At 68.4% G+C, this 19,493-nt stretch carries 22 protein-coding genes; 9 read left to right on the forward strand and 13 right to left on the reverse strand.

Going from position 1 to position 19,493, the window contains the following annotated elements:
• Positions 1-71 precede the first annotated feature (71 nt).
• A complete protein-coding gene (locus AC1D2H_RS18290; protein ID WP_478011957.1) occupies positions 72-476 on the reverse strand; it encodes a GFA family protein in 405 nt (134 codons plus the stop codon).
• A 112-nt stretch (positions 477-588) separates the two neighbouring features.
• Positions 589-2,082 carry a Ppx/GppA phosphatase family protein gene (locus AC1D2H_RS18295; RefSeq protein WP_478011958.1) on the reverse strand — a complete coding sequence of 498 codons (1,494 nt, stop codon included), beginning with the start codon at positions 2,080-2,082 and terminating at the stop codon, positions 589-591.
• Between the two features lie 61 nt (positions 2,083-2,143).
• Here AC1D2H_RS18295 and AC1D2H_RS18300 point away from each other — a divergent pair, with 61 nt between their 5' ends.
• From AC1D2H_RS18300 to AC1D2H_RS18315, 4 genes are all read left to right on the forward strand, one after another.
• Complete coding sequence (locus AC1D2H_RS18300; RefSeq protein ID WP_478011959.1) at positions 2,144-3,007, forward strand: dienelactone hydrolase family protein; 864 nt, start codon at positions 2,144-2,146, stop codon at positions 3,005-3,007.
• A gap of 69 nt (positions 3,008-3,076) precedes the next feature.
• Positions 3,077-3,859, forward strand: a complete 783-nt coding sequence (locus AC1D2H_RS18305; protein WP_478011960.1) for a ZIP family metal transporter — start codon at positions 3,077-3,079, stop codon at positions 3,857-3,859.
• The gene (locus AC1D2H_RS18310) at positions 3,846-4,892 is read left to right on the forward strand and encodes a helix-turn-helix domain-containing protein (RefSeq protein WP_478011961.1); all 1,047 of its coding nucleotides are present in this window, start codon (positions 3,846-3,848) and stop codon (positions 4,890-4,892) included. The genes AC1D2H_RS18305 and AC1D2H_RS18310 overlap by 14 nt, the downstream gene beginning before the upstream one ends.
• Before the next feature lie 94 nt (positions 4,893-4,986).
• Positions 4,987-6,054, forward strand: a complete 1,068-nt coding sequence (locus AC1D2H_RS18315) for an alpha/beta hydrolase family protein (RefSeq protein ID WP_477929259.1) — start codon at positions 4,987-4,989, stop codon at positions 6,052-6,054.
• A gap of 51 nt (positions 6,055-6,105) precedes the next feature.
• Here the strand turns inward: AC1D2H_RS18315 and AC1D2H_RS18320 are convergent, their stop codons facing one another.
• From AC1D2H_RS18320 to AC1D2H_RS18330, 3 genes are all read right to left on the reverse strand, one after another.
• Positions 6,106-7,656 (reverse strand): PEP-CTERM sorting domain-containing protein, encoded by a 1,551-nt coding sequence (locus tag AC1D2H_RS18320; RefSeq protein WP_477929261.1) that lies wholly within the window; start codon positions 7,654-7,656, stop codon positions 6,106-6,108.
• 172 nt (positions 7,657-7,828) lie between these two features.
• Positions 7,829-8,251, reverse strand: a complete 423-nt coding sequence (gene trxC / locus AC1D2H_RS18325; RefSeq protein ID WP_477929263.1) for a thioredoxin TrxC — start codon at positions 8,249-8,251, stop codon at positions 7,829-7,831.
• Positions 8,252-8,334: 83 nt separating this feature from the next.
• A complete protein-coding gene (locus tag AC1D2H_RS18330; protein ID WP_477929265.1) occupies positions 8,335-8,907 on the reverse strand; it encodes a TetR/AcrR family transcriptional regulator in 573 nt (190 codons plus the stop codon).
• A gap of 93 nt (positions 8,908-9,000) precedes the next feature.
• Between AC1D2H_RS18330 and AC1D2H_RS18335 the strand changes: the two genes are divergently transcribed.
• Positions 9,001-10,290: an MFS transporter gene (locus AC1D2H_RS18335; protein WP_478011962.1), complete on the forward strand. Its 1,290-nt coding sequence runs from the start codon at positions 9,001-9,003 to the stop codon at positions 10,288-10,290.
• A 1-nt stretch (position 10,291) separates the two neighbouring features.
• Here AC1D2H_RS18335 and AC1D2H_RS18340 read toward each other — a convergent pair whose 3' ends face one another.
• Entirely contained in the window at positions 10,292-10,750 is a 459-nt protein-coding gene (locus AC1D2H_RS18340; RefSeq protein ID WP_477929269.1) for a phage tail protein, read from the reverse strand.
• A gap of 215 nt (positions 10,751-10,965) precedes the next feature.
• Between AC1D2H_RS18340 and AC1D2H_RS18345 the strand changes: the two genes are divergently transcribed.
• Positions 10,966-11,178 (forward strand): hypothetical protein, encoded by a 213-nt coding sequence (locus AC1D2H_RS18345; protein WP_478011963.1) that lies wholly within the window; start codon positions 10,966-10,968, stop codon positions 11,176-11,178.
• Between the two features lie 22 nt (positions 11,179-11,200).
• On the opposite strand, the gene AC1D2H_RS18350 is transcribed toward AC1D2H_RS18345, so the two are convergent.
• Genes AC1D2H_RS18350 through AC1D2H_RS18360 form a run of 3 tightly spaced genes read right to left on the reverse strand, consistent with a single transcriptional unit; the run spans position 11,201 to position 14,023 of the window.
• Entirely contained in the window at positions 11,201-12,580 is a 1,380-nt protein-coding gene (locus AC1D2H_RS18350; protein WP_478011964.1) for a sensor histidine kinase, read from the reverse strand.
• Positions 12,549-13,235: a response regulator transcription factor gene (locus AC1D2H_RS18355; protein WP_477929275.1), complete on the reverse strand. Its 687-nt coding sequence runs from the start codon at positions 13,233-13,235 to the stop codon at positions 12,549-12,551. The genes AC1D2H_RS18350 and AC1D2H_RS18355 overlap by 32 nt, the downstream gene beginning before the upstream one ends.
• Positions 13,235-14,023 (reverse strand): MipA/OmpV family protein, encoded by a 789-nt coding sequence (locus tag AC1D2H_RS18360; protein ID WP_477929277.1) that lies wholly within the window; start codon positions 14,021-14,023, stop codon positions 13,235-13,237. The genes AC1D2H_RS18355 and AC1D2H_RS18360 overlap by 1 nt, the downstream gene beginning before the upstream one ends.
• A gap of 308 nt (positions 14,024-14,331) precedes the next feature.
• On the opposite strand from AC1D2H_RS18360, the gene AC1D2H_RS18365 reads away from it, so the two are divergent.
• Entirely contained in the window at positions 14,332-14,532 is a 201-nt protein-coding gene (locus AC1D2H_RS18365) for a hypothetical protein (protein WP_477929279.1), read from the forward strand.
• A gap of 200 nt (positions 14,533-14,732) precedes the next feature.
• On the opposite strand, the gene AC1D2H_RS18370 is transcribed toward AC1D2H_RS18365, so the two are convergent.
• The 4 genes from AC1D2H_RS18370 to AC1D2H_RS18385 all read right to left on the reverse strand — a co-directional run bounded on the left by AC1D2H_RS18370 (position 14,733) and on the right by AC1D2H_RS18385 (position 18,098).
• Positions 14,733-15,167, reverse strand: a complete 435-nt coding sequence (locus AC1D2H_RS18370; RefSeq protein WP_477929280.1) for a universal stress protein — start codon at positions 15,165-15,167, stop codon at positions 14,733-14,735.
• 95 nt (positions 15,168-15,262) lie between these two features.
• Positions 15,263-16,087: a sulfurtransferase gene (locus tag AC1D2H_RS18375; RefSeq protein ID WP_478011965.1), complete on the reverse strand. Its 825-nt coding sequence runs from the start codon at positions 16,085-16,087 to the stop codon at positions 15,263-15,265.
• Positions 16,084-16,986 (reverse strand): DMT family transporter, encoded by a 903-nt coding sequence (locus tag AC1D2H_RS18380; RefSeq protein WP_478011966.1) that lies wholly within the window; start codon positions 16,984-16,986, stop codon positions 16,084-16,086. The genes AC1D2H_RS18375 and AC1D2H_RS18380 overlap by 4 nt, the downstream gene beginning before the upstream one ends.
• On the reverse strand, positions 16,986-18,098 hold the full coding sequence (locus tag AC1D2H_RS18385) for an aromatic ring-hydroxylating oxygenase subunit alpha (RefSeq protein WP_477929286.1): 1,113 nt from the start codon (positions 18,096-18,098) through the stop codon (positions 16,986-16,988). The genes AC1D2H_RS18380 and AC1D2H_RS18385 overlap by 1 nt, the downstream gene beginning before the upstream one ends.
• 236 nt (positions 18,099-18,334) lie before the next feature.
• Here AC1D2H_RS18385 and xseB point away from each other — a divergent pair, with 236 nt between their 5' ends.
• The gene (gene xseB, locus AC1D2H_RS18390; RefSeq protein WP_477929288.1) at positions 18,335-18,595 is read left to right on the forward strand and encodes an exodeoxyribonuclease VII small subunit; all 261 of its coding nucleotides are present in this window, start codon (positions 18,335-18,337) and stop codon (positions 18,593-18,595) included.
• Positions 18,592-19,491, forward strand: a complete 900-nt coding sequence (locus tag AC1D2H_RS18395) for a polyprenyl synthetase family protein (RefSeq protein WP_477929289.1) — start codon at positions 18,592-18,594, stop codon at positions 19,489-19,491. Before xseB ends, AC1D2H_RS18395 begins: the two co-directional genes overlap by 4 nt.
• Positions 19,492-19,493: the final 2 nt, after the last annotated feature.

Raw genomic sequence — 19,493 nt, forward strand, 5'->3', positions numbered from 1 at the left:
GCTGTCCGCTGTCCCCTCGGGGGACCGGCCAGACCGGCTCGCGTTCAGCGGGGCCGGGCTGGACGAGGGGCTCACAGGTGTCGTATCTCTTCGGGCTTGTTCCACCAGTTGTTGTGCAGGCCGTCGTAGTACTGCACCGGTGCGGCCACCAACTCCTCGGGCGTCACGTCATCCAGGCAGTTGAGCTTGACCGACACGAAGGCGCCGCCGACCTGTTCGATGTAGCCATGGCCGTAGGAACGCACGCCGCAGGTCTTGCAGAACAGGTTGTGCACGCTGTTGGAGCCGAACTGGTAGTCGCTCTGCGCATCCGCGCCGGCCAGCAGGCGGAAGGCGTCGGGCTTGACGCTGGCGCTCCAGTTGCGCGTCTTGAAGCAGATGGAGCAGTTGCAGCGGCCGGTGCCGGCAGCCAGATCAAGGTCGACTTCGAAGCGGACGGCCTTGCAATGGCAGCTGCCGGTGTAGGTCTTGAGCATGTCGGGATCTCCTGTCGTGGTGCAGGCCCGCATGCTCACCGACGGTGCTGTCAGGCCTTGGCAGCAGTGTCCGTGGCCGGGTGACGCTCCGACATCCCAAGCTTGCCGAAGTTCAGACGACCACCAGCTCCAGCACGCCGGTCCGTCCCCAGGCCTCGGCCTCTTCCTTCAGCAGGAAGCGCGTGCGCGCCTGCTCGGTCGACCAGCCGCTGGGGCAGCGCAGCGTCAGCTTCTTGCCATCGCGCTCGAGCTTGGGCGTCGCCACGGCCACCGGCGTGCGCGCATGGCAGAGGATGACGGCCAGGCGCAGCACGATGAGCTGGTCCAGCAGGCTGGCGTCGCTCAGCTGGGCCTCGAGCTTGCGCAGGCCGCCGCGCTGGCCCAGGGCCAGGGCCGCCAGGCGCTGCAGCTGGTTGGTGGAGAAGCCGGCCGCGTCGGCGTGGCCGATGACGTAGGCGCTGTGGCGGTGGTGGTCGTGATGGGAGATCAGCATGCCGACCTCGTGCAGGGCCGTGGCCCAGACCAGCTCGCGCAGCAACTCGGGTGTGGGCTTGGCGCTCAGCTGGTGGTAGAGCTGCTCCGCCTGGTTGGCCACGCGCCCGGCCTGCGCGGTGTCGACGGCGAAGCGCTCCTGCAGATCGGCGACGGCGTCGGCGCGCGGGTCGCGCGCACCGCTGGGCTGCAGGCGTTCGACCAGGTCGAAGATGACGCCCTGGCGCAGTGCGCCCTTGGTGGGCAGCAGCTCGGCGATGCCGAACTGGTTGAGCAGCGTGTAGAGGATGCACAGGCCGCCAGCCACGACGGGGCGGCGGTCGTCCTTCAGGCCGGGTATCTGCAGCTTGTCCTGCGAGCCGGCGGCCAGGCATTGCTCGATGCACCAGCGCAGCGCCGCGGGCGTGATGCGGCCATCGGTCTGGCCCGAGGCCGCGAGGATCTGCGACACGGCGCCCACCGTGCCGGAGGAGCCGAGGGCCTCCTGCCAGAGCTCGGGGCGGAACAGCGTCAGCGCTTCTTCGAGCTCGGCACCGGCGGCGACCTGGGCGGCACGGAAGGCTTCGGCCGTGTAGCGGCCGTCGGCAAAGAAGCGCATCGACAGGCCGACGCTGCCGACGCCGAAGGACTCGGCCAGCAGCGGCTTGCGGCCGCTGCCCAGGATCATCTCGGTGGAGCGGCCGCCGATGTCGATGACCAGGCGGGGCTTGTTGGAGGGCTGCAGGCGGGCCACGCCGGCAAAGATCAGGCGGGCCTCCTCGCGGCCTGCGATCACTTCGACGGGATGGCCGAGCACGGCTTGCGCGCGGGCCAGGAAGGCGTTGCGGTTGCGGGCCTCGCGCAGCGTCTGCGTCGCGACGGCGCGGATGCGCTCGGCCGGGATGCCGACGAGTTGCTCGCCAAAGCCCTTCAGGCAGGTGAGGCCGCGCTGCATGGCCTCTTCGGTCAGCATGCCTTGCGCGTCGAGGCCGGCGCCCAGGCGCACGCTCTCCTTGATGTAGCTGACACGCTGGTAGCGGTCGCCGGCCAGCCGGGCCAGCTCCAGCCGGAAGCTGTTGGAGCCGATGTCGATGGAGGCCCAGATTTGGCCGGCTGGGTCGGGGCGCGTCGTCATGGCGGGGGATTGTCGGGGCAAAATTTGACGCTCCTCCGTAACCCCCCAAGCCAGGAGCCTCATGTTGGAAGACGAGATCGACAGCCTCGCGCCGTCCCGCGACTTCAGCCGCCGCAGCTTTGTGCAGACGACCGTGGGCAGCGGCTTCGCGGCCGCCGTGCTGCCCGTGACGGCGCAGACGGTCACGACCGACGCCGCGGGCCTGGAGGCCGGCCCCGTGACCATCCCCATGGGCGACTTCCAGATGCCGGCCTACCGCGCTGCACCCGCGGGCAAGAAGAATCTGCCCGTCGTGCTGGTGGCTTGCGAGATCTTCGGTGTGCACGAGCACATCGCCGACGTCTGCCGGCGCCTTGCCAAGCAGGGCTATCTGGCCATCGCGCCCGAGCTGTTCGCGCGCCACGGCAATGCCGGCGCCTACACCGAGATCCCCAAGCTCATCAGCGAGGTCGTGGCCAAGGCGGGCGACGCCCAGGTCAATGCCGACCTCGACGCCGCCGTGGCCTGGGCCGCGGCGAATGGCGGCGATACCGCCAAGCTGGCCATCACGGGTTTTTGCTGGGGCGGGCGCACCACCTGGTCCTATGCCGCCCACAACCCCAAGCTGACGGCGGCCGCCGCCTGGTACGGCCCGGTGGCGCGCAATTACCACGCCGGTGACAAGACCGTCATCGAACGCGCCGCCAGCATCAAGGCGCCGGTGCTGGCGTTGTATGGCGCGGCCGACGGCGGCATCCCGGTCGACACGCTGGCCCAGCTGGAAGCCGCGCTGAAGGCCGCCGGCAACACCCGATGCGAGTTCGTCGTCTACCCCGACACGCCGCATGGCTTCTATGCCGACTACCGCCCCAGCTACCGCAAGGCCGCGGCCGACGATGCCTGGGCGCGGGCCCTGGCCTGGTTCCGCAAAAACGGTGTGGCTTGACGCCTCTGCTACGCTGACCGCCTTCGGGCCGCAGTCCATGGCTGTGGCCCGTTGCTTTTGCTGCCATCCATGACCCTGATCTACATCATGCTCGCCACCTTCGCGGGCGGCCTGCTGTCGGTGCTCGTCGCCGCGAGCCTGACCGTCGGCGTGCTGACCCGCCTCGTGAAGAGCCTCGTCAGCCTGTCGGCCGGCATCCTGCTGGGCACCTCGCTGCTGAACGTGCTGCCCGAGGCCTTCGAAAGCCACACCGCCCAGCCCCAGACGCTGTTCGCCGTGCTGCTAGGCGGCCTGCTGTTCTTCTGGCTGCTGGAGAAGGTGGAGCTCTACCGCCATGTGCACCACCACGAGGGCGACGGCCACCACCACCATCACCACTTCGACGCCGAGCAGGCCGGGCGCGGCGGGCTGACCGTGCTGGTGGGCGACAGCATCCACAACTTCTGCGACGGCGCCATCATCGCGGCCGCCTTCCTGGCCGACACGCGCCTGGGTTTCGCGACCGCCCTGGCCATCGTGGCCCACGAGATTCCGCAGGAGGTGGGCGACTACATCGTGCTGCTGAACGCTGGCTTCAGCCGCGGCAAGGCGCTGCTGTTCAACGCCATCTCGGGCATGGCGGCGGTGGTGGGCGGCGTGCTGGGCTACTTCCTGATTGGCGGCTTCGAGGGCGTGCTGCCCTATCTGCTGGTGCTGGCCTCCAGCAGCTTCATCTACATCTCGGTGGCCGACCTGCTGCCCCAGCTGCAGCAGCGCCTGGCCTGGCGCGAGACCTTTGCCCAGGTCGCGTGGCTGGGCGTGGGTCTGGGCGTGGCCTTCGCGGTGTCCCAGCTGCTGCATGGCACTCATTGACGCGGGGCTGCGCGGCGCGCTGATCGCGCTGCTGGCCCTCGTCATCGCCGCGCTGCTGCCGCACTGGCGCCATGCCCGGCATGCCGAGCTGGTGCGAATCGGCATCGCACTGTCGGCTTCCCTCATCGTGCAGACGCTGTCAGCCTCGCCCTGGGTCGAGCATGAACTGCGCTGCCAGCCCCAGGCGCCCGGCATCGGCATCTCGCTGGGCTCCGCCGTGGTGTTCTGGCTGTTCGCGCGCGCCGTCTTCGAAGACGGCTTCAAGCTGCGCGCTTGGCATGGCGGGCTGTGGGCCGCCGTCGTGCTGTTCGGTGCCGCCCTCTGCCAATGGGCCGCCTGGGGGCCGGGCTGGGTGGTAATGCGGGCCATCCCCGTCGTCTTCGCGCTGCTCGGCCTGGCCGCCGTCGTCGGGCCCTGGCGGGTGGACCTCATCGAAGCGCGGCGCCGGCTGCGTGGCGTCGTCGTGGGCGGCGGCGCCCTCTATGCCCTCGTGCTGGTGGCCCTGCGCGTCAGCTCGGCCGACGGCAGCCTCAGCCACGGCGCGGCCCTGGTCGATGTGGCCATGCTGCTGACGCTGACCGCCGTCATCGCCGGCCAGTTGCTCGCGCCGCGCGCCCATGGCCTGTGGGGCGAGCCCGCCGCGCCGATGCCGGCGCCCACCCCGCCCGCCGACGACCCGCAGGACCAGGCCGTGGCCGCCGAACTCGCCAGGCTGATGGCCGAGCGCCGCGGCTATGCGCAGGAGGGCCTGAGCCTGGCCAGCCTGGCCGGGCAACTGGGCACACCGGAATACCGGCTGCGCCGCGTCATCAACCAGGGCCTGGGGCATCGCAACTTCAACGCCTATGTGAACGGCCTGCGCCTGGCTGAGGCCAAGCGCCGCCTGGCCGACCCGGCCGAGCGCGGCCTGCCGGTGCTGACCATCGCGCTGGACGTGGGCTTCGGTTCCATCGGGCCTTTCAACCGTGCCTTCAAGGCCGACACCGGCCTCACACCGACGGAATTCCGGCAGAAACAGCTGGCCGATTCCTGAAAACCAGCGCCGAAACCTGCAAAGCCGAGGTTTCGGCCAGACGCCACGGCCGCCGCGGTCGAGCCTGTGGGCTTCTCAACCCGAGGAGCCCTCGATGTTCTTCAGAACCCTGCTCGCCAGCCTGGCCTTGAGCGCCGCTGCCGCCGCCCACGCCGCCACGGTCGGCACGCTGACCTTGCCCGCCGACGACGCGGGCGGCACCGTCACGCTGTTCTATCCCACCGCCGCCGCCGGCCGGCCCGAGACGCGTGGCGACCTGCAACTGATGCTGGCGCCGGGCGCCGCGCCCGCTGAAGGCAACCGCCGCCTCATCGCCATCTCCCACGGCTCGGGCGGTGGGCCCTGGGTGCACACGACGCTGGCCAAGGCCCTGGTCGAGGCCGGCTTCACCGTCGTGCTGCCCCTGCACCGCGGCGACAACTGGACCGACCCCGGCCGCCCGGGCCCCGAGAGCTGGAAGCAGCGCCCCGCCGAGATCAGCCACGCCATCGACCGCGTCGCCGCCGACCCACGCTTTGCCCACCTGAAGCTGGACCGCGTCGGCGGCTTCGGCATGTCGGCCGGCGGGCACACCATGCTGAGCCTGGCGGGTGGTGCCTGGTCGCCCGAGCGTTTCCGGGCGCATTGCGAGAAAGACCTGGCGGAAGACTTCTACAGCTGCGTCGGCCTGGCCACCCGCCTGACCGGTGGCTCGCTGGACGGCCTCAAGCTCTGGGTGGCCCGCCACGTGCTCGACTGGAAGTTCCGCGGCGACGCCGCGCCCCAGACCCACGCCGACCCGCGCATTGCCGCCATCGTCGCTGCCGTGCCGGCCGCTGCCGACTTCGACCTCGCCACCTTGGCCCGGCCCCGCGTGCCGCTGGGCCTCATCACCGCCGACGGCGACCGCTGGCTGCTGCCGCGTTTCCACAGCGACCCCTTGCTGGCGGCCTGCCAGAGCTGCAAGCTCGTCGCCGCGCTACCCGGCGCCGGTCATGGCGCGCTGCTCGCCCCGTCCCCGCCGGCCAGCAATCTTGGCCGGTTGGAATGCGACCTGCTGTGCGACCCACCGGGCTTTGACCGGGCGGCAGCGACGGCGCTGTGGGTGAGCGCCACGGTGGACTTCTTTCGCATGCATCTGATAGGCGCCAATTCAGCGGCACGCGCCAGCCCGCAGAGCTAGCACTGCTGTTCAGCCGTCCTGCTCGTTGGTCTCCAGCGATTGCACTCCGTGTCAGGCTTGCTTGCGCACGCGGCGCCCAACCACGACCAATCCCGCGCCGGCCAGCAGCCAGCTTGCCGGCTCTGGCACCGCGGTGATCCCGGAGATGGTCACGGTCATGTCGCTGGCGCTGTAGCTCGTGGTGAGGGTGTAGCCCGTGGCAATGACCTGGTCGAAGGTACCCGTCTCGCCGCCGATGTAAGACAGCAGCGTGAAGCTGTCGCCGACCTTGGCGCCGTAGCCGATGTTGAGCCGGAGGGTGCCGTCCAGAGCCTGCGGCGCGCTGGACATGATGTACAGCGCGCCATGGTCGGCGGCGCTGCTGCCTACGTCGAAGGCGAGCGTCGAGGCGTCGCCCAGGATCAGGGTTCCGTTGCTACCGATCACGGCATCGTGCGCGACGGTGATGTGCCCTGCGCTGTTGTCCAAGATGCCATCCCCTGCGAACAGCGACAGCGTTCCGCCTTCGGCAATGAGAGAGCCTTGATTGACGATGCGGCTGTTGGCGGAGCCGCGGATGCGCCCGGCACCGCGCACGGTCTGGGTGCTGTCGATCGTGAGCGTGCTGTTCGCAGCTACGTCGAGAAATCCGATGAACGTCTGGAACGGGCCGCTGTCTCGCCTTAGCCATACCGTACCGCTGCCCGTGAGCCTCGTGTCGCCCTGGATGGCAAGCGTCTTCTCTACGTAAATACTGCCGTCGTTGACGAGTGCACCCTTTACCGAGGTGACTGCGGCAGTGCCGTTGATAGAAAGCGTTCCCTTGTTAGCCGCATCGACAAGCGTCATGGCGCCGCCAAACCTCGCGTCGCCTTCGAAAGTCAGCTTCGAGAAGGTCGCGCTGGCAGCTCCCCCCGAGCCGTAGATGGCTCCGCCGCTTGCGGTGGTGATCCGGCCGCCCGTGAAGCTGGCCTGGTTGGCCGAAAGAATGCCCTGGGCGCCGACGCTGATCCTGCCCGCGCTGTTGTCGACCGAGCCGGCGCCGGGATAGAAGCTCAGGACGCCATCGGCCATCAGGTGGCCTTGGTTGATGAGGTTGCCGTTGCCGATGTCGCCGCCCGTGCCGTGGACCGTCTGTGCGCTGCCTATCGTCAGCGTCCGTGCATTGAGGTCCAGCAAGCCGCCGTATTTGAGTGTGAGCGTGCCCGTGCCGGCCAGCGTCGTGTCTGTCCCGATCTTCAGGGAACTGGGGACGCCGTTGCTGGTGTCCAGCAACAGTTCGCCGTCGTTGACGATGGCTCCGCTGACCTGCAGTGTTTCGGCCCAGATCTGGACGCGGTTGCTGGCGCCAATCGTCAAGCTGCCGATCTGCGCTGGTCCGTAGGAGGACGAGTACCCTTTCGACAGATAGGCGGTCGCGCCCATGGCATAGGGCCAGGCCAGCGAAACGTCGTCATTGGCACCGGGGCGCCCGAAGTTGGTCCAATGCCACGCGTCCTGCCAGGAGCCATTGCTACCAAGCCAGCTCACGGTATCAGCTTGCGCGGCGCCACTGAGCAGCAATGCCGCGACAGCAGTCGTGACCGGCGACCGGAATTTATTGAGACTCTTGTTCGCGCCCATGACCCCTCTCCCTGCTACTTTTAGAAGTCCGCGAAATATAGCCAGCAGGAGTTGCATTCCGCCCTGATCACTGCAGGACCGAATCACCTGATCGCGGGGGTGAGCGCATACAAGCGAGGACGGGGAACGGCGAACCAGTTGGCCCCAGGACCAGCCAACACACCGGAGTCGGTCAGCGCAACGCGCCGTTCACCCAAGCTCCAAGCTGCGCCGCCGTCATCGCACCACTCTGCCGCGCGACCTCACGCCCACCGACGAACAGCACCGTCGTCGGAATGCTGCGGATCTGCAGGCTGGCGCTGCTGTGTTGGGCCGCATCGCTGTCCACCTTGACAAAGCGGATGTCCGGCCGGCTGGCGGCGAGCTGCTCGAAGTGCGGTGCATACGAGCGGCAGGGGCCGCACCAGGCCGCCCAGAAGTCGACGAGGACCGGCGCCTCGGTGCCTTGCAGATAGGCGCTGAGGTCAGCATCGCCGAGAGCGACGGGCTTGCGCGGTGCGACGGGGCCGCCGCAATGCCCGCAGGTTGGGCCGTCGGCGAGGCGCTCATCCGGCACGCGGTTGCGGGTGCCGCATTGGGGGCAGACGAGGATCATGAATGGAATTTAGTGCAAGGGTCGCGGGACGGCGCCGTGCGCGGCGCCGCATGCGGACGTAGGTCGGGCCCGACAGCATGTTTTCAATCCGCCAGCTGTTCGATCTGCTGGCGCACCTGCTTCAGCACCTCGTTGGCCAGGGCCGCGTCGGTCTTGGCGACGCCGCGCGAGATGGCCATGGCGCCGATGAGGGCGGCCACGGCCAGCGTGGCCTTGGCGGGGTCTTTTCCTTCTGGGTCCAGCACGGCCTGCAGGCCCTCGCGCAGTTCCAGGAAACCGGCCGTGTAGCTCTGGCTCACGGCCTCGCTCTGGCGGCCGGTGTCGCAGGCGGACGTGACGACCGGGCAGCCGGCCGCCTGGTCGTCGCGCACGCGGCGGCTCAGGTATTGGTCGAGGTAGGTGGCCAGCGTCGGTGTCTTGCCGCTGTCGGCCTTGGTCGTCTTGTCGAAACCCTTGCGGAAGCTGTGGGCGAAGGCCTGGGCCGCCAGGTCCTGCTTGTCGGTGAAGTGCTTGTACAGMGCGCCATGCGTGAGGCCGGCGGCCTTGCAGATGTCGGCCACACCCACGCCGTCGATGCCGTGCTGCTTGAACAGCCGCGCCGCCGCATCCAGCAGCGCCTGGCGGTTCAGTTCGGACTGTTCCTTGGTCACTTTCATCAAATCACCTGAAGGGAAGAGGTGCTTGTGGGGTTTTGATTATGGTTGATATCATTGCTTTAATGAAATCACTCGCAATCAAAAGGTGAACTGATGCTCGCTCCCCGTCTTGCCCAGTTGCTGCAGCGCCGCGGCATCCATTACGCCTGGGTCGTTGCCGCCCTGACCTTTTTGGCCATGCTGATCACGTCGGCGGCGCTCGGCCTGCCGGGCGCGTTGCTGCAGCCGCTGACCAAGGAGTTCGGCTGGACCACGACGGAGCTGTCGTCGGTGTTCGCGACGCGCTTTGCCCTCTTCGGGCTGCTGGGACCGTTCGCGGCCGTGGTGCTGATGCGCTTCGGTGTGCGCCACGTCGTCGCGCTGGCCTCGTTGACCATCGGCGGCACGCTGCTGCTGGGCATGTTCATGCACAGCCTGACGCAGGCCTTCGTGCTGTGGGGCGTGGTGCTGGGCCTGGGCACAGGCATGACGGCCATGGTGCTGGGCGCCACCGTCGTGAACCGCTGGTTCGTCGAGCGCAAGGGCCTGGTCATGGGCCTGCTCGCGGGCAGCAGCGCGACCGGCCAGCTCGTCTTCCTGCCGCTGGCCACCTGGCTGATCGAGAACCATGGCTGGCGCTCGGCGCTGTGGCCTGTCGTCGTCGCCACCGGCGTCGTGGCCACGCTGGTGATGCTGTTGGTGCGCAACTCGCCGTCCGACCTGGGCTTGCTGCCCTATGGCGCCACGGCGGACACGCCTGTGGCCGCGAATGCGCCCAAGCCCACCTGGAAGCTGCCCTTCGAGACCCTGGCCAGCGCCGCGCGCGTACCCGCCTTCTGGGTGCTGGCGGGCAGCTTCTTCATCTGCGGCCTGAGCACCAACGGGCTGGTGCAGACGCACTTCATTTCGCTGTGCGGTGACCGCGGCCTGGGGCCGGTGCCGGCGGCGTCGGTGCTGGCCATGATGGGCGTGTTCGACCTCGTCGGCACCACGCTGTCGGGCTGGCTGTCGGACCGCTTCGACAACCGCAAGCTGCTGTTCTGGTACTACGGCCTGCGCGGCCTGTCGCTGTTCTGGCTGCCGTACTCGGACTTCACGGTGGCGGGTCTGTCGACCTTCGCGGTGTTCTACGGCCTGGACTGGATTGCCACCGTGCCGCCGACGGTCAAGCTCGCCGCCCAGGTCTTCGGCCCGGCGCGTGCGGGGCTGGTGTTCGGCTGGGTGTTCGCCTTCCACCAGCTCGGCGCCGCCACGGCAGCCTTCGGCGCCGGGTTCGCGCGCTCGGTGACCCTGTCCTACTCGCCGGCGCTGTTCGTGGCGGGCGGGGCTTGCCTCGTCGCCGCGGTGGCGGTGATGGGCGTGCGGTCCGCGGCGGTGCGAGTGGCTGCGGCGACGGCGTCCTGAGCTAGGCGGCGACCACGCTCATGCCTTCATGGGCCACCTCGATGGACTCAACGGCGACCTCGTTGCCGTCGGACTTCAGATCGGTGCCGGTGATCTTGGTGGGCCAGGCGTTGGTGAGCGTCCACACCATGGTCGGACTGCCGGACTCATCCAGCAGGCTGATCGTGACCACCCCGCGTTGAGCGGTGCCGGCGCGGAGCTTGTCCAACCAACTCAGGTAGCCTGGGTCGTTCTTGAAGATGCCCTTCTTCATCGTCACGTTGCCGAACTTCGTCAGCCCCGGCATCTTGACGGTCGAGAACTGCTTGCTGTCGCCATGCCGGTACTCGATGGCCTGGGCCTCGATGTCCAGGCCGCTGACCTCCTGGAAGGACAGCGCCTGCGAGCCCCACTGGACCCGGAAGAAGAATTTCGGCATCGGCCAGGCGTTCGCGCCTTGCGAGGATCCATCGTCAGCCATGGCGGCGTTCTCCGAGGTCAGGACCGTGCCATGTTAGGCCTCAGTCCAGGCCGGCAGTGCTCCTTCGCCGGCCGATGCAGCTGAAGGTTGAGGATCTCTGCAAGAACAATTGAAACGCAGTGGCCGCTCCAGGGAACGGCGCTGATACCTGCACTGACGACAGTGACGGCTTTCCATCCGCGCCGCTTGCGTGAGCGCCTCGCCGAAAGCCCCCCATGAAAAGCCTGTCCGCCGTCGAGTTCTTCGTCGCCCTGTTCGACACGTCGATCGTTGCCCTGTGTTTCGCCCTGAGCTGCGCCGTCGCCGTGGCCGCCATGCCGCCCGAGCTGGTGGCGGGCAGCGAGCCGGTGCCCGCGTCGTTCGATGTGGCGATGCCGGCGTGGCAGGCCGTAGAGGCCAGTACGCTGGTGGTTGCTGCCGAGGACTGAGCTGGTTCCTTCCGCCGCCCGATCAGGCCGCCGCCACTAAGCTCGACACCACCAGACGCAAGCCCTGTCCCGGTTCGGCGCGCTGGGCGGCCAGCGACCAGCCATGGGCCTGGGTGATCTCCTGGCAGATTGCCAGCCCCAGGCCGGCGCCGTGGTCACGCCTGTGGGCGCCGCGCCAGAACCTCGCGAACAGCTTGGGGAGCTGATCGGGCGTCACGCCCGGGCCGAAGTCCCGGACCGACAAGGTCACGGCGTCCACCTCGACGAGGACGGGCGTGCCGGCCGGCGCGTGCTGGATGGCGTTCTCCAGCAGGTTCTTCAGCAGCGTGAAGAGCGCGCCGCGGTCAGCGTTCCATGAGGCCGGATCGTCCGGGCCAGTCAGCTCGATGCGGACCTGGGCGGCCTGGGCTATGCGATCGAGGTAGTCGGCGGCCTCGCGGGCCACGTCCATGACGTTCGTCGGCGCGAAGCCGTAGTTGTTCGCTTCGCTGGCTTCGGCCAGCAGCAGGAGCTGCTGTACCTGCCGCGTCATGTGCGCCACGTCGCGCAGCAGCGCGTCACGTTCCCCGCCTGCATTCGTCAGCTCGATCTGTGCGCGGATCAGGGCGAGCGGCGTCTTCAGCTCGTGGGCCGCCGTGGCCAGGAACTCCTGCTGCACGCGATAGCCGCGCTCCAGGCGCTCCAGCACGCGGTTGAAGCTCTCCACCAGCGGCGCGATCTCCGTCGGCGCGCGTTCGCTCTGCAGCCGGGCGTGCAGCGAGCGCGGCGAGATGGCGGCGGCCGAGGCCGACAGCGCCTGCAACGGCTTTTGCACGTGGCGCATCGTGATGAAGGCGCAGACGCCGAACACGAACAGCAGCACCGCGCTGAACAGGCCGATGCCTATGCCCATGAAGGGCAGCGCGAACTCGAGCCTGAGCAGCTCGGCCAGCCTCGCGCTGTTGGCCATCTGAAAAAACCACTGTCGACCGCCGTGTTCCAGGACTGCGGTGGCGCCCTGGAACGGGATGCCTGTCCGGGTGAAATCAAGGCGTCCAGGCTTTGGCGCTCCCACCTGGCCGTTGCTCGACGGCCAGAAGGCATCGCCCGCCTGCGACTGCAGGACGACCCGTCCCGAGCTGTCCAGGACGCGATACGCAACCTCTTCCCTCATGGTCTCGAAGACCCAGGAATGCTTCTCGTCAAAACCGACGGGCGCCCCTGACGCGTCGAACCTCAGGTGCTTCCCCAACCCTTCGGCGTTCTGGTTGACGTCTTCTTCCAGCAGGATGGGGCTTCTGAAGGCCAGCAGGCCCTTGATGACCAGCACGATGATCAGCACGCTCAGGACGACACCGGCCACATAGGCCAGGATGACCTTGAAGCTGAGGCTATTCGTCCACGCCCGATTCACGAAGCGCATATCCCAGGTTCCTCACGTTGACGATGCGTTGCCGCGACCCGATGGCCCCCAGCTTGCGGCGCAGCCGGTGCAGGGCCACATCCAGCGCGTTGGGCGTCACGGCCTCGTCCAGCCCCCAGCCGGCCGCCTCCAGCGCGCCGCGCCTGACGGTCTCGCCGCCTTTCTCCACCAGCAGCAGCATGATCTGCATCTCGGCCGCCGCCAGCGTGACGCCTTCCTCACCGCAGCAGATCGTGCCGGCATCCGGGCGCAACTGCAGGTCGCCGAGCTGAGGCGCGAGCGTGCGGCTCTGCATCGGCCGGCGCAGCAGCGCCCGCACGCGCGCCACCATCTCGTCCATCGCGAAGGGCTTGGCGAGGTAGTCGTCGGCGCCGGCCTCCAGCCCTTCGACGCGGTCATGCAGCGCGTCGCGGGCGGTCAGCACGAGGCAGGGCGTGCCCAGCCCTGCGTCGCGCAGCCGCTTCAGCAGCTCCAGGCCATCACCGCCGGGCAGGCCGCGGTCGAGCACCAGTGCGCGGTAGGGAATCTGCTGCAGCGCTGCCCAGGCCGCGCTCACCCGGTCGACCACATCGACGGCGACGCCGGCATTCGCCAGCCCCTTGCTGATCAGCTGTGCCAGTCGTTCGTGATCCTCGACCAGGAGAATGCGATTCATCAGAAGCGGTAGAGATAGCCCAGCAGCACGCGGTTCTCGGTCGAGCGGTCCACCAGCGGACTGTTCTTGATTTCCTTGGCCAGGCTGGTGACGCCGACGTCGACGAACATGGAGTGGTGGCGGTCGAACAGATAGGCGCCGCGCAGGCCCAGCTCGGTGTTGATGCCGGCCTTGCCCGAGTACGCCGCGCGGCCCGCCTGGACCTCATGGGCGCGAACGCCGAAATAGTAGTCGACGTACTTCTTGTCCAGCCACACGGCGCCCAGGCGCGGCGTCAGCATCAGCTGCTGGCCGAGGCGGAAGTTCTTCTCCAGGCTCAGGCCGAAACGCTGGCCCTTGCTGTGGCCCGAGGCGTCCGTCGACCAGTCGGCGCTCAGGTGGGCGATGTCGTTGCGCCAGGTGGCCTTGGCCCCAAGCCAGAAGCCGCCCTTGCGCTCATCCATGCCGTTCAGGATGGGGGCATCGTCGGCCTCGTAGCCGCCCATGTCGAAGCGGCCCACCAGGCGGACATCGATGGATTGCCTTTCGTTGAGGCCCAGGCGCGGCAGCTTGACCTCGGCGCTCAGTCCGCTGAACTTGAACCATGCGTTCTCGTAGCTCAGCATGGGCAACACGCGGGTCTCGCGGTCCATGCCGGCATAGGGCTGTTGCTTGGAGATCGCCGCGAGCCCGAGGCCCCAGGACGAGGCTTCGCCGTCCTTGCCACCGTTGTCTGCGGGAGCTGCCGCGGCAGCCAGCGGTGCCAGCGCCGCACTGGCCAGGGCCAGGCGCAGCAGGGTCGCAGGCAATCGGGAGGGAGAGAGGTACAGCTGTCGCATGAGCATTCCAGGGGCGGGCAGGGTGAAGGGGCGCCCATCGTCGACGCGGCCGTCTTACCGTGTCCTTACCGGGCAGCCGTGCTGCAGGGCATGGCGCGGTAAGTGCCAGGAAAGTCAGGCGGCCGAACAGTCGGCGCCATGAGATTCGCACCCCCTTCCCGCATGGCCTGGGCCGCTGCCGGCCTGTTGCGTGCGGCCGCCGCCAAGCCATCGCAGGGCGCCTGTGCAGCGCCATGCGCCGCGAACGACTGCCCCACGCATTTCACCGAGGACACGACATGCAAGCCTCCACCCAGCGACTCCTGTCGACCTTCTTCATCGCCATTGCCGGCGCGGCCTTCTCGCTCGTCGGTGTAGTGCATGCGCCGCTGCCGGAGCAGCACGCGCCCGTGGCTTGCGGCCTGCTGGCCCAGGTCAGCCTGGCGCCGCGGCAAGTTCCCAGCAAGAAGACCCTGGCCACGAGGCCCGGGTCACGATGAATGAAGCGAGATCTCGCATCCGCCTTTCAAAGCCCACCTGCCCGGCCTGCTGCTGGGCGCCGCCGCACAGCTGTCGGGCTGCGCCACGACGCGGAACCCCGACCCCTGGAGTCGGTCAACCGAAAGACCTTGGCCTTCAACGAGGGCCTGGACAAGGTCGTGCTGAAGCCGGTGGCCACGGCTGGGCCGGTAGCCGGCGCTTACTTGACGATCAGCACCGGCGTCTCGATGTGCGACAGCACCTTTTGCGCTTCGCTGCCGAGCAGCAACGCAGCGAAGCCCTTGCGGCCGTGCGAGGCCATGACGATGAGGTCGACGTTCTCGGCCTTGGCATGGTCGACGATGGCCTCCCAGGCGTGCAGGGCCTCGGTGGTGTGCGCCTTGCATGACAGGCCTTGCGCGGCAGCCGAGGCGCTGACGGCCTCGACGCGCTGAGTGGCGACGCGCAGCTGGGCGTCGATGAACTCCTGCGGCGGCACGGGCTGGATCTCGGAGACGGCGCTGTAGGGGAAGGGCTCCATGACGCTGAGCGTCAGCAGCTGGGCGCCGTGCACCTTGGCGAGCTGGATGGCGGTGTCCACCGCGTGGGCGGTGATGTCGGAGCCGTCAGTGGGGACGAGGATGCGCTTGAACATTCGGTCCTCCAGTCGTTGCGGAGAACCACAGTGTGGCCCAACAGGGGCTTCCGCGCTTGTCGGAGATCAACCCTTTGCGATCGGTCGATCGCAAATCAACCAACGGCGATCGGCCTGCCGGAGTCCGACGACCATTCGCTCCAGGAACCCGGATACAGCAGCCCATCGCCCAGGCCGGCGTGGGCCATGGCCAACAGGTTGTGACAGGCGGTGACGCCCGAGCCGCATTGGTGAACGACGGCGTCGGCGCCGTGCGGCGCGAGCAGGGGCTGCAGTTCGGCGCGCAACTGGGCGGCGGGCTTGAAGCGGCCATCGGTGCCGAGGTTGTCCTTGAAGAAGCGGTTGCTGGCGCCGGGGATGTGGCCGGCGGCCTTGTCCAGGGGCTCGACGTCGCCGCGGAAGCGCTCGGCGGCGCGGGCGTCGATGAGGCGCACATTGCCGAGCTTCTTGAGCAGCGTGGCGGCGTCGATCTGGCCGACCAGGGCTTGGCCGGGTTGCCAGTCGGTCGGCGTGGCGGTGGAGACGTCTGTCGTCATCTCGCCATCCCACGCGCCATCCAGCACGGCCACTTCGGCGTGGCCCAGCCAGCGCAGCATCCACCAGATGTGGGCGGCATAGGGGCCGCCTTGGCGGTCGTAGGCGACGACCTGGCGGCCGGCGGCGAGGCCCAGGCGGCGCATCAGCGCGGCGAAGGCCTCGCGTTCGGGCAGGGGGTGGCGGCCGCGGAAGGAGCCGTCGGCGGCGGTCTTGTCGCCGCAGAGGTCACGGTCCAGGTGCAGATAGAAGGCGCCGGGGATGTGGCCGGCCGCGTAGGCGCGCTCGCCGGCATCGGTGTCGGCCAGATCGAAGCTGCCTTCGAGGATCAGCGGGTTGTGCAGCGCACGGAGTTCGGCGGCGGTGATCAACGTCGTGTAGGTCATGACTCGGCGGGGTTGAACTGGCTGTCTTTGGGTGGGGGTGCGACCTTGCTGCGCAACACCGTGGCAGCCAGGCCCGCGCCGATGATGAGCAGCATGCCGATGAAGGCCTGCCAGGTCAGCGGGTCCTTGAACAGCAGCATGCCGTAGATGAAGGAGAACACGATGCCCAGGTATTGCAGGCAGGCGTTCACCAGCGGGCGGCCGATGGAATAGGCGCGTGTCAGGCAGACCTGGGCCGTGGTGGCCAGCACGCCGACGGCGAGCAGCAGGCTGGCGCCCCACAGCGTGTGGGTCTGCAGGCCGCCTTCCGTGATGCCCGTGATGACGGCGCCGGCCACGCAGCCGCCGACCGAGAAGTAGAAGACGACGCGCAGTTCGGGCTCACCGACGCGCCCGAGGGCCGTGACCTGCAGGTAGGCCATCGCGGCGATCATGCCGGACAGCAGGCCGGCCAGGCCGTACCAGAGCTGCTGCTGGTCCAGCGTGGGCCGCAGGATGATGGCGACGCCGACGAAGCCGAGCAGCACCGAGGCCATCAGCCGCCAGTCCAGGCGCTGGGCGCCCATCAGCACGGCGCCGCCGAGCAGGAACAGGGCCATCCAGACCGAGGACATGTAGTTCAGCGTCATCGCCGTGGCCAGCGGCAGGTGGCTGATGGCATAGAACCACAGGCACAGTGAGGTGACGCCGGAGATGCTGCGCCACAGGTGCATGCCGGGCAGGCGGGTCTTCAGGCTGATGCCCTGGTGGCGCGTCAGCAGGGCCATCATGACCGAGCCGACCAGGCCCCGGTACATGACGATCTCGCTGGCCGCGTAGAACTCAGATGCCAGCTTGACGCAGACGCCCATGGTGGCGAACAGCAGCGTCGCCGCGACCATGAGCAGCGGAGCCGGCATCAGAGAGGCGCGCCGATCTCGTTCCGATACCACTCATGGAAGTGCTGCATGCCGTCTTCCATCGGGCTTTGATACGGGCCGGTCTCGTTGTCGCCGCGCATCATCAAGGCCTTGCGGCCGGCATCCATGCGCTCGGCGATCTCGTCGTCCTCCACGCAGGTTTCCATGTAGGCGGCCTGGTGGGCCTCGACGAAGTCGCGCTCGAAGGCGGCGATCTCCTCGGGGTAGTAGAACTCGACGAGGTTGACGGTCTTCTGCGGCGACACCGGGTGCAGCGTCGACACGACCAGCACATGGGGGTACCACTCGACCATGATGTGCGGGTAATAGGTCAGCCAGATGGCACCGGCCTCGGGCGGGCGGCCCTCGCGGAATTTCAGCAGCTGGTCGTGCCAGCGCTGGTAGACCGGCGAGCCGGGGCGCTCCAGCTCCTGGTGCACGCCGACGGTCTGCACCGAGTGGTGCTTGCCGAACTCCCAGGCCAGGTCGTCGCAGCTGACGAAGCCGCCCAGGCCCGGGTGGAAGGGGCCGACGTGGTAGTCCTCGAGGTAGACCTCGATGAAGGTCTTCCAGTTGTAGTTGCACTCGTGGACCTGGACCTTGTCGAGCACATAGCCGGAGAAGTCCAGCTGCGCGCGCGGCCCCAACTGGGCCAGCTCGGCGGCGACGTCATGGCCGTTGTCCTCGAACAGCAGGCCGTTCCATTCCTGCAGCTTGTAGCGGTTCAGGTTCAGGCAGGGGTCTTCGGCAAAGTGCGGCGCGCCTATCAGTTCACCCTGGTGTGAATATGTCCAGCGGTGCAGCGGGCAGACGATGTTGGCCTGGGTGTTGCCGCGGCCCTTGAGCATCAGCGCCTGGCGGTGGCGGCAGACGTTGGAAATCAGCTCGATACCCTGGGCCGACCGCACCAGCGCCCGGCCTTCGCCCTCCTGGGGCAGGGCGTAGTGGTCACCGATTTCGGGGACGGCCAGTGCATGGCCGACGTAGCGGGGCCCTCGCTGAAAGATGCTGGCCTGCTCGCGCTGGAACAGATCGGTATCGAAATAGGCGCTCACCGGGAGCTGGGTCTGGCTGCGTTTGAGCGCCGAGACGGGAAGGCTCAGGTCGGACATGATCCAGGCGGGTCTTTCAGACGGAATGGGGTGCTGCGTCCCTCCGGCGCATCTCGGGTTTGCCGAGTCGGCCAGGTTGCTAGGTGTGGAAAAGGGGAGTTCGAGGCAGCGCGCGTGCGCGCTCGAGCGAGAGGTCCGGGATTCTACGCATGCCCGTGCACGCCGTCCGACGGTTACGTCCGCATGCACCGAGCTGAGGAAACCCGCTGACTACAATTGCCGTTTCGCGTTTTGAAATGACCAAGTCCTCTCCCCGCACCAAGGCCGCCGCGAGCGACGGCGATGCCGACCTCAGCTACGAGCAGGCGCTCGACGAGCTGGAGCGCATGGTGGCGGCCATGGAGGGGCAGCAGTTGCCGCTGGACCAGCTTTTGCACAGCTACAAGCGCGGGGCCGAGTTGCTGGCGCTGTGCCGCGGGCGGCTGCAGGCTGTGGAACAACAGGTCAAGTTGCTGGACGGCGCCGAACTGAAGGCCTGGGAGGGCCCCGAATCTTGAATGCACAGGACTTTGACCGCTGGGTGCAGGCGTCGCTGAACGCCTTCGAAGCGGCGTTGGACGATCTGGTTCCCGCCGCTGCGCCGGCCGGCCTCGGCGAGGCGATGCGCTATGCGGTGCTCGGTGGCGGCAAGCGGCTGCGCCCCTTGCTGGTGCTGGCGAGCTGCGCGGCCGTTGGCGGCGACAGCTTTGCGGCGATGCGCGCGGCCTGTTCGGTCGAACTCATCCACGCCTATTCGCTGGTGCACGACGACATGCCCTGCATGGACGACGACGTCATGCGCCGCGGCAAGCCGACCACCCACGTCGCCTTTGGCGAAGCCCAGGCCATGCTGGCCGGCGACGCGATGCAGGCGCTGGCCTTCGAGGTGCTGACGCCCCTGGAATCTGAAGGTGGCGGCATCGCCCCGGCCCTGCAGGCGCGCCTGTGCGCGCTGCTGGCCCGCTCGGCGGGCCACGACGGCATGGCCGGCGGCCAGGCCATCGACCTCGCCAGCATCGGCAAGCGACTGGACGAGACCACGCTGCGCGACATGCATCGCCGCAAGACCGGCGTGCTGCTGCAGGCCAGCGTCATGATGGGGGCGGCCTGCGGGCCGGCGTCGACGCAGGCCACCCAGTCGCTGTCCGTCTACGGCGCGGCCCTGGGCCTGGCCTTCCAGGTCGTCGACGACATCCTGGACGTGACCCAGGATTCCGAAGTGCTGGGCAAGACGGCCGGCAAGGATCAGGATGCGAACAAGCCGACCTACGTCAGCGTGCTCGGCCTGGATGCCGCGCGGGCGCTGGCCCAGGCGCTGCGCGCCGAGGCCAAGGCGGCCCTGGCCGCCAGCGGTCTGGCCGATGTCAGCCACCTCAGCCTGCTCGCCGACTCCGTTGTAGAGCGGGACAACTAAAG

The sequence above is a fragment of the Roseateles sp. P1_C1_2 genome, from assembly GCF_056406535.1.